The 13,737-nt window shown below is 45.1% G+C and carries 16 protein-coding genes and 3 tRNA genes; 15 read left to right on the top strand and 4 right to left on the bottom strand.

From position 1 onward, the window contains the following. The first annotated feature begins 378 nt into the window (after positions 1–378). From csrA to HUX64_RS17130, 15 genes are all read left to right on the top strand, one after another. Entirely contained in the window at positions 379–579 is a 201-nt protein-coding gene (csrA, locus tag HUX64_RS17060; RefSeq protein WP_174627412.1) for a carbon storage regulator CsrA, read from the top strand. Between the two features lie 10 nt (positions 580–589). Continuing rightward, positions 590–681: transfer RNA gene (locus HUX64_RS17065), tRNA-Ser, on the top strand. Positions 682–753: 72 nt separating this feature from the next. Next, positions 754–830, top strand: a tRNA-Arg gene (locus HUX64_RS17070). A gap of 23 nt (positions 831–853) precedes the next feature. After that, positions 854–929, top strand: a tRNA-Asn gene (locus HUX64_RS17075). A 472-nt stretch (positions 930–1,401) separates the two neighbouring features. Beyond that, positions 1,402–2,466 (top strand): tyrosine-type recombinase/integrase, encoded by a 1,065-nt coding sequence (locus HUX64_RS17080; protein ID WP_174627413.1) that lies wholly within the window; start codon positions 1,402–1,404, stop codon positions 2,464–2,466. Next, positions 2,466–3,482 (top strand): hypothetical protein, encoded by a 1,017-nt coding sequence (locus HUX64_RS17085; RefSeq protein ID WP_174627414.1) that lies wholly within the window; start codon positions 2,466–2,468, stop codon positions 3,480–3,482. Before HUX64_RS17080 ends, HUX64_RS17085 begins: the two co-directional genes overlap by 1 nt. Positions 3,483–3,614: 132 nt before the next feature. Continuing rightward, positions 3,615–3,839 carry a hypothetical protein gene (locus HUX64_RS17090; protein WP_174627415.1) on the top strand — a complete coding sequence of 75 codons (225 nt, stop codon included), beginning with the start codon at positions 3,615–3,617 and terminating at the stop codon, positions 3,837–3,839. A 36-nt stretch (positions 3,840–3,875) separates the two neighbouring features. Then, positions 3,876–4,127, top strand: coding sequence for a helix-turn-helix domain-containing protein (locus tag HUX64_RS17095; protein WP_174627416.1), 252 nt, complete (start codon positions 3,876–3,878; stop codon positions 4,125–4,127). Then, entirely contained in the window at positions 4,124–4,300 is a 177-nt protein-coding gene (locus HUX64_RS17100) for a hypothetical protein (protein ID WP_174627417.1), read from the top strand. The genes HUX64_RS17095 and HUX64_RS17100 overlap by 4 nt, the downstream gene beginning before the upstream one ends. Next, positions 4,297–5,214 carry a hypothetical protein gene (locus tag HUX64_RS17105; protein WP_174627418.1) on the top strand — a complete coding sequence of 306 codons (918 nt, stop codon included), beginning with the start codon at positions 4,297–4,299 and terminating at the stop codon, positions 5,212–5,214. The genes HUX64_RS17100 and HUX64_RS17105 overlap by 4 nt, the downstream gene beginning before the upstream one ends. Continuing rightward, on the top strand, positions 5,204–6,736 hold the full coding sequence (locus tag HUX64_RS17110; protein ID WP_174627419.1) for an AAA family ATPase: 1,533 nt from the start codon (positions 5,204–5,206) through the stop codon (positions 6,734–6,736). The genes HUX64_RS17105 and HUX64_RS17110 overlap by 11 nt, the downstream gene beginning before the upstream one ends. Beyond that, positions 6,736–7,353 carry a hypothetical protein gene (locus HUX64_RS17115; protein WP_174627420.1) on the top strand — a complete coding sequence of 206 codons (618 nt, stop codon included), beginning with the start codon at positions 6,736–6,738 and terminating at the stop codon, positions 7,351–7,353. Before HUX64_RS17110 ends, HUX64_RS17115 begins: the two co-directional genes overlap by 1 nt. 61 nt (positions 7,354–7,414) lie before the next feature. After that, on the top strand, positions 7,415–7,645 hold the full coding sequence (locus HUX64_RS17120) for a hypothetical protein (RefSeq protein ID WP_174627421.1): 231 nt from the start codon (positions 7,415–7,417) through the stop codon (positions 7,643–7,645). A 174-nt stretch (positions 7,646–7,819) separates the two neighbouring features. Beyond that, positions 7,820–8,251, top strand: a complete 432-nt coding sequence (locus HUX64_RS17125; protein WP_174627422.1) for a hypothetical protein — start codon at positions 7,820–7,822, stop codon at positions 8,249–8,251. A gap of 22 nt (positions 8,252–8,273) precedes the next feature. After that, positions 8,274–8,867, top strand: a complete 594-nt coding sequence (locus HUX64_RS17130; RefSeq protein ID WP_174627423.1) for a hypothetical protein — start codon at positions 8,274–8,276, stop codon at positions 8,865–8,867. Positions 8,868–8,992: 125 nt separating this feature from the next. Here the strand turns inward: HUX64_RS17130 and HUX64_RS17135 are convergent, their stop codons facing one another. From HUX64_RS17135 to HUX64_RS17150, 4 genes are all read right to left on the bottom strand, one after another. Continuing rightward, entirely contained in the window at positions 8,993–9,412 is a 420-nt protein-coding gene (locus HUX64_RS17135) for a hypothetical protein (RefSeq protein WP_174627424.1), read from the bottom strand. A 667-nt stretch (positions 9,413–10,079) separates the two neighbouring features. Beyond that, the gene (locus tag HUX64_RS17140; RefSeq protein WP_174627425.1) at positions 10,080–10,232 is read right to left on the bottom strand and encodes a hypothetical protein; all 153 of its coding nucleotides are present in this window, start codon (positions 10,230–10,232) and stop codon (positions 10,080–10,082) included. Positions 10,233–10,559: 327 nt separating this feature from the next. Further along, positions 10,560–11,825: an L-2-hydroxyglutarate oxidase gene (gene lhgO, locus HUX64_RS17145; RefSeq protein ID WP_174627426.1), complete on the bottom strand. Its 1,266-nt coding sequence runs from the start codon at positions 11,823–11,825 to the stop codon at positions 10,560–10,562. Positions 11,826–11,979: 154 nt separating this feature from the next. Further along, complete coding sequence (locus tag HUX64_RS17150; protein WP_174627427.1) at positions 11,980–12,951, bottom strand: NAD-dependent epimerase/dehydratase family protein; 972 nt, start codon at positions 12,949–12,951, stop codon at positions 11,980–11,982. Positions 12,952–13,737: the final 786 nt, after the last annotated feature.

Consider the following 13,737-nt stretch of genomic DNA (forward strand, 5'->3'; position numbering starts at 1 on the left):
GTCGGGTTCAATAGAAGTATCCCTAAAATGTTTGCCCCTTATCATCTGTTAATTCCGCTCTATTTGGCATTGCTAAGAAAAAGGGCAAAATTCTTAGCTTCGTCGAGTGAAATGTCAACAGAACCTAGTTAAAATTATACTAAAACTATTTGTCAATAACCTGCAACTTCTGCTTCAGGATAATTATTATGCAAGTTTTTTCCTTTTTATTCTCATTCATTCTTACCTATAACATTTATTCTTGGATTTGTTCAAAATTAGAATAAATTTTCAATCAATGGCTTAAAGTTTTTTTTATATAAAAAAGCTGTTACAATCGTTTCATGAATTGGATGCTGTGTAAGAACAGTGATTTTTAATATAAATTAGGGAGAAGTTATGCTTATCTTGACTCGTCGAGTAGGGGAGACTTTAATGATTGGTGATGAAGTTACAGTCACTGTTCTCGGAGTAAAGGGAAATCAGGTTCGCATAGGAGTTAACGCACCCAAAGAAGTTTCTGTTCATAGGGAAGAAATTTACGAAAGAATTAAAAAAGAGCAAGCGGAATCCACGGGCTTAAATGGGTCTGAAGAATAAAACTTTTATAGGAGAGATGGCCGAGAGGCTGAAGGCGCTCCCCTGCTAAGGGAGTATGGGTTTTATAGCCCATCGAGGGTTCGAACCCCTCTCTCTCCGCCAAATATTTGAGAGATTGATCTTTTACGTCAAACAACATTGACAGGAAAAAAATTAAAAAAGATAATAAATAAGGCGCCCGTAGCTCAGTTGGATAGAGTAATCGGCTACGAACCGATCGGTCGGGAGTTCGAATCTCTCCGGGCGCGCCATTTGAAGAACTAGAAAAGTTAAATCCCCTGTAGCTCAGTCGGTAGAGCGGGTGACTGTTAATCACTAGGTCGGCGGTTCGAGCCCGTCCGGGGGAGCCAAGAAAATCAAGGCCTTACGAGAAATCGAAGGCCTTTTTTATTGCCCGCGGGACACTGGCGGGACACTTCGAAATAAATCACTGCAATAAACCGCAATACCAAAGCCGTTTTATTATTTGATAAACGCGCCTGCCACGAGCCTACAAAACCTATAAAACCACCACGCCTAAACTGGCTAAAAAATAGCCAATTCGAGCGGTTTTTATTCTCAACTGTCCCGTGAGTGTCCCATTAATGAATAGCTATTTCTGGAAGCCTTTGTATTAGAGGTGTGCAAGGCATGGAGCAAGTGATTAGGTATCACGTGTTGCTATTTATTGGGGCGTGTTATATACTTTTATCGACACAAAAAAACAGGCTTGCAGGTGTACCACCACCTAACAAGCCCTACCGATTCACTTAACAAGCAGGGTTAAGCAAATGGCTAATCGCATTATATCAAAAGCCGGTTGCTATCCTACAGGAAGCAATCATGGCAAGCATTGAAAAACGCACCGATGGAACCGAAACCGCCTACCGGGTAAAAATCCGGCTGAAAGGCTATCCCACCCAAACTGCTACCTTTGCCCGGCTAACCGATGCCAGGAAATGGGCGCAGCATACCGAAACGGCCATACGAGAAGGCCGACACTTCAAAACGGCTGAAGCGAAAAAGCATACCCTTGCTGATTTGGTGGACAGATATATTAAAGATGTATTGCCCGGCAAGCCTAAGCAATATATCAAGCAGAAGCAGCAGCTTACTTGGTGGAAAGAAAAGCTTGGTTATTGTCTTTTGGCCGATATTACGCCCGCATTAATTGTTAAATTTCGTGATGAACTGGCAAGCGGCGAAACTTATCGGGGGACACCAAGAACACCGGCCACCGTGGTTAGATACATGGCGGCATTGTCTCATGCCTTCACTATTGCCGTGAATGAATGGCAATGGCTGGAAGATTCCCCCATGCGAAAAGTCAAAAAGCCTACGGAATCAAGGGGCCGTGTGCGCTTCCTGGATGATGACGAACGCGAAAGATTGTTACAGGCTTGCAAAGCATCGTCTAACACATGGCTTTATCCCTGTGTGATTCTGGCCTTATCAAGCGGTATGCGGCAGGCTGAATTGCTGGGCTTGAAGTGGCAGAACGTAAACCTTAAGGACGGTTATCTAATCCTGCATGAAACTAAGAACGGCGAACGGCGGCGGGTTCCCTTATCTGGTTTAGCCTTGGAGCTGTTACTCCAACACGCCAAGATTCGGCGGCTTGATACTGATTTACTATGGCCGGGAACCATCCACAAAGACAAGCCTATTGATCTGAGAAAGCCTTTTGAAACGGCACTGAAAACCGCAGGAATCACTGATTTTCACTGGCATGACTTAAGACATTGCACAGCCTCCTATCTTGCCATGAACGGAGCGTCATTGGCCGAAATTGCCGAAGTTTTAGGTCATAAAACACTAGCTATGGTGAAGCGTTACGCCCACTTATCGGATGGGCATGTTAGCAACGTAGTTGCCAGCATGAACCTGAAAATCTTCGGGGGCGGGTGATGGGCGATTTATTGTATGAATCCGAACTATTAAAAGAGCGGCAAAAGGCAATTGCGGAAATCAAGGCAAGCCGGACACTTGCTAAAAAGACAGTGGGTGGAATAGATAGGCCGATGAGCGCCAGGGAGTTATTGAATAATCCAATTGTTGATTTGCTGGCAAGACAAAACCCAAAAGACGACGAGGAAAGGCATTTTCTTTTGCATACATGGCTAAATCCGCTTAAAGACGCTACGACAATTCTAAGCAGCATGTGGAATAAGCTGTGTGAAGGCGAGAATAAAAAGGAAAGGGTGATAACGTCTAGTGACCGCCAGCAGTATGAAGAAGCCCTTTACCTCATAAGCTGCAAGGAAGATGAAATTTACCTACTCTTGAGTGACAGCCCGCCTGTTGAAAATACGGCGCTAGAAACACCAAAAAGCGTAACCGAAGCCGTGAGGGACGATATTGTTTCCCATGCTCCCAAGCTAACTACCTCTGATGGCGCGGGTAGCCAAGCCGATGCTGAAATTACCGATACCAGCCTGATGGAAGGCTCGTTAAAGACGCTCGACAGAACAATGGATGACAGATTGGCTTGCCGGGTTTTGCCTGATGATTTTATTGCCTGGACAAAGGCAAAAGGCTATTCGGTTCCGGCTGAATCGGGAAGAATTGAATCTATCCCGGAAAATGAAGCCGTGGAAAATGATGGCGCGGCTACAGGCATTGAGCAACAGAAAGGGGATCAAAGGCAGGGTGAGCAGCGCAACACCCACGCGCCAAGCCAGCTACATGTTTTTTTTTGGCGGGTGCATCAATCTTTCAGCGGAAAGCGGCCAACGGCTCAAGACGTATGGAATGAAATAAAGAGCAATTACAAGAAGCATGATACCGATGAAATTATTCAAGAAGTGACTGCCCGTAAAATTTTATGGTGTTCCGCGTATGGGAATGAGCAAACATTTAGCCGTGGGACTTTCGACAAAACACTTTCCAATTTAAGAAAAAACCCGCCTATTTTAAAAAAATAGTTACCCTTGAACTTACCGCTAACAGAAATCGTTACCCGGTAACCTTACCGGTAAATCCCGTTGTGAATAATTGCATCCAAGCCGGAATAAAACAAACCGGCGCACCTTGTTTAACTACAAACTGGATTAATTATGAACAGTCAAGCCACCACATACTTTCAAGCACCCCCACTTTCAACCGTCAAACGGTTTTGCCAAAAATACCCAGACTTCCCTTACGGCGGCGTTCGTGACCGGATTTTTAATGCCAACAAAAACGGCTTAGCCAAATCAGGCGCTATTGTTCGAAATGGACGGAAAGTCTTAATAAACGAAGCCAAATGGTTTGCCTGGATCGAAGCTCAAAACCAATCCTAATCATCAATCTACCGTCGTGAGACGGAAGGAATCAAAATGAAAGCAAATCACAATTTATCAACTCAACGTGCCAAAATTTTAAACTGGCTGCAAACTAAGGGCCATTTAACCACCCTTCAATCTCGGCAGGAGATGGACATTATGCATCCGGGTGCGCGGGTGCAGGAGTTGCGGGAACAGGGGTGGAATATTTTCACCCTTCGAGAAAACACAGAGGGCCATCCGAAAGTTGCCAAGTATGTCTTATTGAATAGCACTGTCGAGATGACAGAAGCGGAAACGAAATGAGCCAGAAGCCCACCGCCCGGATTGCGACACCGGGCAGCAGCGATACAAAAAACCAGCAAGTAAATCGTACATCAAACACCGAGAGAACTCAACGTAAACAACTACTTGCGGTATTGCTTATCCACCTGGACGCGGTGCGGAATGATCGCATTGCCAAGGAAGGTGAGCGATGAGCCTTATTGAAAAAGTGCCAAATAAAATTTATCGGGCTAGCACGGTAAAAATCCAAAGACGCAGCCAGGCCAGGCTAGATCAGCTCGATCAACAAATAATTGACGTGCTGAAAGAAGATCATCCGCAGTCGGTTCGGCATGTATTTTACCGCATGACAGATCCCCGACTACTGGAGCCGGTAGAAAAATCCGACAGGGGCTATCGCCATGTTCAGGAGCGATGCGTCAAACTGAGACGATCAGGCCGGATTCCCTATAACTGGATAGCGGATATGTCCAGGCGCGGTTATTTCGTCAGTACGTTTTCAGGAACCGGAGACTTCCTGTCCCGCGTGGCCGGGATGTACCGCGCTGACCTCTGGCAGTCGGCAAGCTTCCGATGCGAGGTCTGGTGTGAAAGTCGAAGCATTGCCTCTGTGATACTGAAAGATTGTAATGAATTGGCGGTTGACCTGTACCCTTGCAGCGGTTTTTCAAGTCTGTCATTCATTCATGAAGCGGCGATGGCGCATAACGCAAGTGAAGACATCCGACCGCTGGTCATTCTCTACATTGGCGACTATGACCCGGCTGGAGTCCTGATTGATGTGGCCTTGGAGCGGGAATTACGGCTGCATTTGGATAACGACATTGATATGCAATTTCAGCGCATTGCAATTAATGAAAATCAAATTGCTGCCTATGACCTGCCCACCAAGCCGAGAAAGGCGACCGATGCCCGATCACAACAAGTTGCTTCGACCGTAGAGGCTGAGGCCATGCCCGCTCATTGTCTCAGGGCATTGCTGCGAGACAGCATTGAAAGTTTACTGCCTGAAAATGCCCTGGCGGTTGCCAAAGTAGCGGAAGAATCCGAACGGAAAGGCTTGCGAGCACTGGCCGGACATTACAGGGATTACGATAATGAAATATAAGGATAAAGAAGGAGTCGGTGCTGAGATAAAATTCAGACTTATCCCGGCCAATGAACTTACCTTCAAGCCTAAGTTAATTGTCTGGACAATCAAAAACCTGATCGAAGCCGAAAGCATCAATCTTATGTTTGGCCCGCCCGCTTCAGGCAAATCACTATTTGCCCTGGACTGGGCCTTTTGCATGGCGGCAGGCTTGGACTGGGAAAGCAGGCAGACCCAACACGCCGGAGCCGTCATTATCGCCGGAGAAGGTCATGCCGGTTATGCACGGCGACTAAAGGCGTTAGAGAAAAAATACAGTATCACGGCCCCGGATAATTTGCTATTGAGCGAGCAATCCGCACAGCTCGACGATAAATCAAGTTGTGATGATATTGTAAAGGCCATCCAGCAATCCGGCATAAATCCGGGCTTGATCGTCATTGACACACTCAATAGAAATTTTGTAGGCGAAGAAAACAGCAGCAAGGATATTGCCGCCTTCATTCAAAACCTGGATCATTTTTTTAAGCCCTTGAAAATGACTACTGTGATCATTCACCATTCAGGTCATGCCGAATCAGGCCGTGGCCGGGGCAGCAGTGCCATACGCGCAGGGATGGACGCGGAATACTCGGTCGCCAAGGACGAAAACGCCATCACCTTGATCTGCACCAAGGCGAAAGACTTTGAGCCGCCGCAGCCGCTTGAATTTACCCTAAAACAGGTGTGTTTAAACTGGGTGGATGACGAGCTAAAGCCTTTAACGAGCGTTTATCTGGAGTGCAACGTCGGTGCGGTAAAGCAGCCGAAGAAAGCCAAGCTGAACGCACGAGAGCGGCAGATATTGGATAGTTTGACTGATGCCTTGAATGAGCATGGCATTGAGCCTACAGACGAAATCAAGGCCAAATTCAGCGGCTTTGGGACGGGGACTTTTGCGAAGGTTGTCGCCGTTGAGCAATGGCGCGAGTTTGCTTACAAGGTTATCCCTAACGATACGGAGCAGCGAAAGGTACTGACCCGAGCCCGGAATAAGTTTTTATCGGCCGGAATAATAACCGAATACGACGGCTATATCTGGCGAATTGATACCGGAACAGCGGGACAAAAACCCTTTGTCAAGGCAGCGGACGAGGCAACCGAAGAAATACCCACGGGACAGGCCGGGACAAAAGCCGAAGAAACGCTACAGGCCACAGATAACGCGGCTTACAGCACAGCGGGACAAGCGGGACAAAGCGGGACAAATGACGAAGTGTCTCGGGGTTTACCGGGACGGGACGGGACACACTTATATATAAGTGTCCCGGCTGTCCCGCCCCCAACACCGGAGGATCAAAGATCAAAAGATCCCGGTCAAGAGAGTGACCCAGACAGCACACTTGATCCTGATTCTCTTCCTGATCAGGATGAGATACCAAGTCACGGTGAAAGCACAGACAGCACACCTGAAACTGATTCACTCTCTGGCTGGGATGATGAATTCATGGCTTGGGCTGATAGTGACGTCGATCCAGATATTGACGAAGGGGAATTCTGATGCTGGCCGCGCTGAAACAGGCAGGCTTTGAGTTTTGGCTGAAGGCTAACGGCAGCGTGGGCGTTAAGCCGGTCAGTAAATTAACGGCTGAGCAGATGGACTATTTACGGCAGCATAAAGCGGCTATTGTGGCAGAGCTGGCGCAAACCGAAATTCAAAGCGTATCTACACTAAGCATTGATCAAGAAAAAGCTATCCGGGCATGGCTATCTGCTATTGGTGAAGTCGATCAGGCCATGATTGCCGAAACCCTGGCCCGCTGCCGGGACGATCCTGACGCGAAGGCATACTTTCTTGGCAGGGCAAAGGAAGCAGTCGAAACCAAGGCCAATGAGTTGCAGGAAAATATCAAGGAAGTGATTGAAGAGCGCAGCGCCATCATGCAGTTTGAGGCCGGACTGCCAAAAGCCGAAGCCGAAAAGGAAGCCAAGTCCGCGATAAAGGTTTATCACTATCGCACGAGCGAAAAGCCGGATGTTGATTTGGTTGTCATCATGCCTAACACCAACCTGGCAGAAGCCGAGTCCAGTCTGAAACGGCGGTTTGGAAGCACATTCATCAGCGTTAATGAATACAGCGCCTGGCGTCAAAAGGAAATGGCTAAGGAGCAACCCTAGCCAAAACACCACCCCGGACATGATTCACTATGACCGGGCCTTCTTTATTAAGAGGAAATGTATGAAAACTCAAAACGAAATTGAAATTACCCGTAACGCCTATCTTGGTTGCCGTAATGCATTAGTGCAGCAGCTTGGGACAGACGCAACAATTGACGACTTCATTGGCATCCTGGCGTTAATGCTTCGTACGATCCTGAGTCAAAACGGGACATTGGGCATGGCAGCGTGCCTGGATAACTGCAATGCATTTAGCGAATTATTGAAGTCGCTGGTTACGGACAGCCAATAGGTGGGGTCAAAACTCTACAGAACTGAATGCCCTTTGCGCGCCCCAAGTCTTTTTTCCTCACATGCAAAATTAGCCAATTAAGGCCCCAAATAATAGAAATCAGCCGAGCCAGTCAGTACGCTAAAATGGCATGAGATAGCATCAATCATCAATCAACAACTAGAGGATATACCGATGGAATTAAACGAAGCACGCGAAAATGTTAAAGCACAAACCGCTATGATTAAAGCTGTTGAATCACGGATAACACAAATTGACGGTGCGGTATCGCAATTCGATGAAGCCCTGGCCGAGGCCGCATTTTTAAATAAAACGCCGATAGACTGGGCTGGGAAAGCCGCAGAACGTCAGGGATTGGCGCTGGAAAGGTCGATCTTGCCTGGCGTCATTGTTCGGCTTAATGAGGAACTCAGGCCACTGCAAAAAGCCGCTGAACATCTGGCTTGGCAGGAAACCGATTTAGCGATAAAGGAGGCGGAGAATAGCATTATCGCAAAAATTAGACAGATGAAGTCGGCAGGTGAAAGCGATCGAACCATACGCAGCGCGTGCCAATTGAATGAGAATGAATACCAACGCTTTGCGGATAGGGCTAGAACATCGTAGATCAACTACAGGATAAATGACTATGACGGCGAAAAAGAAAGCCACGGAAGAAGCCACGGAAGCGCAGGAAAAAACCGGACGGACGAAGGAAGGTAATGCGAAATTTTTAAGCACAGCAGCCGTGAACGCGGCGGTGGTTATCGGCCCCTATGCGAACGACTTGGGAGAGCATGACCTGGGTGAGCTGATAGAGGAACTCAGGTCGAGATTTGAAAAAGTGGGAAACGGCGATTTGTCTCAGTGCGAAAATATGCTGATAGGCCAAGCCGCCGCGCTACAAGCCATTTTCGGGAACCTGGCCCGACGCGCCATTCAGCAGGACAGCCTGACGCAGTTTGATCGGTTTTTAAGCCTGGCATTGAAGGCGCAAAACCAATGCCGATGCACCTTGCAGGCCTTGGCTGAGTTCAAGAACCCGCCGGTTGTGTTCGCCCGGCAAGCCAATTTTGCAGCAAACCAGCAAGTTAACAATGCTGTATCTACTCCCGCCTCGCACGCGCGGGAAACTAAAAACGAGCAAAGCAAACTATTGGAGCAAACGCATGGCGAACGGCTGGACACCGGAACGAAAACAACGGCAATCGGCATTGATACGAAACTGGCAGCCCTGGACTAAGGCCACCGGCCCTGTGTCTATTGAAGGCAAAGCGGTTGTCGCTCGCAATGGCTTTAAGGGCGGGATTAGGCCAATGCTGCGTAACTTGGGGAAGCTGTTGAGGAAGCAGCGCGACTGTATCAATCTCATCCGCTAGCCAGGCTAATTCCTGCGCCGCTACCCTGTTCGCTTTTGAGGTCCGCTAACCAAGCGTAAGACATTGATATGGATAGGTAAACAGGTTTGAAATCGGTATTCTCAATTCCGATTTGCAGCGGCGCAACTGGACGCCCGAACAGCTCAGCGTGTACCGGGGCAAGCAGTATAACGAATTGAAGAAGCCGCAAGGCGGGAATTATGGCAATCAATACACAGTGGCTAGTGGTCAAAATGACCACCAGCCAAAAACCGCCCAAACCCTGGCCGAACAGTACGGTGTGTCCGAGAAAACTATCCGGCGCTCTGGCAAAAATTAGCAGATTAGCAAAATTAGCAGCACCCTTGCGCCTGAAATTGAGCCGCCTCCTCCTCAAGGCTGATGGCTTGGGTATGATATTTTTCGGCATGAGTGGCGTAGGGTATCACCTCATTAGATAGGCGATAAATCGCAAAGTCGCAAAAGTCGCACCGGGTTATTCTGAACATGAGCCGCTACCATGCGGTTTTTCTGTGCCTGTTTCATGGGACACTGGCGGGACACTTGAGAATAAATAACGGCAATAAATAGCAATAGGTAGCAAACAAAGAAACCGGCTAACTTATTGAGTTTATTGTTGTTGTTTGTTGTAAGTTATTGTAAGTTATTGATTTTATGTGACTGTTAATCACTAGGTCGGCGGTTCGAGCCCGTCCGGGGGAGCCAAAAAAATTAAGGCCTTACGAGAAATCGAAGGTCTTTTTTATTGACTGAAATTCAAGAAACAGGGTTTTAGTCGAGATAATGGTCTGGGTTTGTCATCGCGCTGTAAATTAAATAAGTCGCTAGGTCTGGCTATTTAAACCGGTCTATTAGGCGCTGTCATTGCATCCGTATTTAATCAAAATGATACGCTATGATCTATTAAGTTTGTTGCCATTAGATTGGTGAGTAATGACAATGCATTATCCGTTCAGTTGGCCGCTGTCCAAGCTACTATCAACTTTAGGCATTGCTTTCTTTAAATTGCCAAATTTTAAGCGTCGCTACAACGGCTGATATTGTTTTTCGTGAGCATATCTCTTTTGCATGAATGGTTATGGATCGGCCTGCCTGCTGAGCGGATCACCGCCCCTGAGCGCGTGGATCAGGTGATAAATGGCGAAGTCTTTAAGAAATAAGGTGGCCCAACTGGGACCTTCCTTGAGAAGCTTGGCGATAGCCTCATCTGCGATAATCTCTCCGCTCATAAGGTAGCGCAAGTCCCGGATAGCCTTAAGGGGTCAATTACTCGATCAGTTACAGCCTGAGCAAGGCCTGAATTTCTTGAAGCACTGAGGGTATGTTTTCAGCTAATAAAGCTGAACGCTTGATCAGCCCGTGGGTTGAGAATTCTCGACAATGCAATATTCAGTAGCTGTTCCAATTGCCTAAATGGGGCGCAGGCACAAACCTCTTTATCGTTGGCATCCATTATGGTGCCCTGGGATGCTTTATTTCTCACTGATAGGGCATCGCCTAAACATCCTCGCCTGTTTCTATCTAAATTCTCAACTACCAAGTAAGGCTGAGATACATCAAATTGATGACGTTCTCGGCAAATGTGCGTTCGAAGTTCTATCCAGTCTTGAAATAGCCAATTCCCCAACCGTTTGCCCAATACTCAATGAAGAAGTAGCTGCAGGCGAGGGTGCATTGAGTATATTCATAATTCCCTCTTTTTCAACAATTTTGAAGTCATCCAAAAGACCATTCCTATCGCATGCCTGCGCCCTTACACCCGAGCCAGCAGGAATTAAATCTTCTTTTTTAATATCAGGAACTAATTTTTGCAAGGCTTTGGTAAACGCTGATTTAGAATAGGAACGATAGTATTCTCCAACTCCCGTTTTCCAATATTTTAAAGCTATCTTTCTAAACCCCGGCCAACTCAAGCTATTCCATAAATCTCCAAAATCAATATCTGTTTTTTTATAGCCTTCTCGCTTAAAAGCAAAAACAGCATTCGGTCCTGCTTCTACACTCCCTTCAATCATGCGGGTAAAATGAACACCTAAAAAAGGAAAGTTAGGATCGGGAACCGGATAAATTAAGTTTTTAACCAAATACTGTTTCTCAGCTTTTATCATATAATATTCCCCTCTAAAGGGAACAATGCGTATATCCAAATTGGATTCATTGAATTCCGCCACTTTATCGCTATATAAGCCCGCACAATTTATTATTAGACTGGCTTTCACTTCCCCCTTTTCACTTTTGATAACGCCATATTTTCCCTTAAGTTCAATTTTATTTACGTTATAATTAAAAACAAGCGAGCCACCTGTATTTTTAATTTTTTCAGATAATACTTGACAAACTTTTTTGTAAGAAATAATACCTGTCTGGGGAACAAACAGGCCGCTTATTCCACTGCAATTCGGTTCTCTTTCTTTAATCTGTGACTCATCTAAACGAATTATTCCTGTAAGACCGTTTTGTTTACCTCTTTCATACAAGACATCGAGTTGTGGAAGTTCTTCTTTAGAAGTTGCCACCACAATTTTCCCGCAAAGATCATAAGGGATATCATTGTCATCACAAAATTCTAACAACATTTTGTAGCCGTTAATGCAGTTAACGGCTTTTAGACTCCCCGGTTTATAATACAATCCACTATGAATCACCCCGCTGTTATGCCCTGTTTGATGAGCAGCTACATGATTTTCTTTTTCCAGTATGACAAGCTCCAGATTTGGTTTTAAGGTTAAAAGCCTGTAAGCAGTTGCTAAACCTACAATACCTCCCCCGATAATTGCTATATCATATTTTTTTGATATGTTATCTTTTACTTCAATTGGCATATTCCGGAGACATTCAATTTGGTTGAAGGTTTGACGTAAGCAGGAAAAGCTTTAGCAAATATAGCTGTAATAGGGCGACCTGATTTTGATGTGAAAACCTATGAAAAGAAGCGTTAATATAACTCCCTCCTAAAAAATATTATTTTAACAAAATTTAGATATTTCTGAATTTTTGTCCAAACGAATCCGTAACCACTCCTGTTTTTAATAAACTGTAAATTTCCTTGATCCCGTCCGGTACTTTTTTTGTAATTGTAAAACCGAGTTCATTTTTGATCTTATCAAAATTTACCCTATAGTCGCGGGGATCTTCGTTCAGTTCTATATAATGCACTTTTACATTGGGCACTACTTTGCATACTTCTTCAATAAGCATTCCTTTACTATAATTTTCTTCGGTAGTACCTACATTAAAAACATTGGCTCGTACTTTTTCTTCAGGGCTTTCCAAAACCAATACTACTGACCTAGCTAGGTCATCTACATGGCAATAAGGCCGCCAGAATTGTTCCCCCCATATCTCCTGCTCCCCATTAATCGTAGCATTTCTGGTAAATTCGTTTACAGTAAGGTCAAAACGAATACGTGGAGAAAAGCCATATACCGTGCTAAAACGAAGCGCCGTACTACACATTTTTGAATCTTTTCTCTGTTCTAAAATATATTTTTCGAATTTTACTTTCAATTCTGCATACAGCGAAACAGGATTAAGTTCCGATGTTTCCACTACAAAAGAATCCGGGTCGGACATTTTGCCATAATTGCTACAAGTACTAGCAAACACAAACCGTTTTATTCCTGCTTTTTCTGCAGCTTCAAACAAAGCTACACTTCCATCCCAATTAGTTTCATTAGCTTCTTCACTGAATTTTTTACAGGCCGGGTCGCCCACTATAGAAGCTAAATGAGCGATGGCGTCTATTCCGTCCAATGCTTTTTTTACATCATCTGCGTTGCGTATATCACCTTTCATGAATTCGAAACCCGGGTTTAGCATTACATCATATAAAGCATCACCGCCAAATTTTAATGAATCAAATGCCCTCACTGCAAAGCCTTTATTTAACAATAAACGAACCAAAACCGATCCAATATAACCGGCACCACCTGTAACTAATATTTTCATAAAATATAAATTCTTGCGTTGAAAAGGTAGAAAAAAAGATTGTTTAGCAAAAATGCTATTTATCCTGCATATAAACTACGATAAGACTGGCTGGTACATCTTTTACTATAACTGCACCTGCCCAGATTGTTAATTTCCGCCAATTGATACCCCTTGTTTTACGTATACTGCATTGGCTCAAACAGTACAGCTGTTACCATCTTTTACATTACTACATAAAAGTACACTAGAGCCAATATTGAGGGGTTTCAAGCTCGAAGTGTAGCCAGTATTTCCGGAATTAGCAAGTCTGAACCTTTTCCAATACTAGATGAATCAGAAATAAACTGAGTTTCTATTCATTATAAGAGGATAGAAACCCTCATAAATGATGCACAATTTGAATCTCTTAACCCAATCTAAAATTTCTAGAAAGTACCGAAGAGATTAGATTTCAATTTGAGAATAAAGATGCGCTATAGCTGGCCGAGCATAAATTGGCGAAGTTTTGCTATCTGAAACTCAGCAAGACAGATTAAAGGAAAATAAGCCTTTATACCTCAAAAAAACGGGCAATTCGCCTGCCCAAGTAAAACGTTTAATCAGGCAATATGGGAAAGCAGGTCAAGTCTGAATTAATACACTTTGAAATATTTCCCTACAAATCTGTACTAAAACATATAATACGAATCTTATGAAATCTCCGGAGTCTAAGTTGAATAGGGTTGAGTTTCCGGAGAAATGCTATGTCTCACGTCGCCTTAAAGGTATCGGATCGACTCACTGTGGAAGAACTGGATAGTGCCG

Source organism: Candidatus Methylobacter favarea (genome assembly GCF_902806695.1).
Classification (GTDB): Bacteria; Pseudomonadota; Gammaproteobacteria; order Methylococcales; family Methylomonadaceae; genus Methylobacter_B; species Methylobacter_B favarea.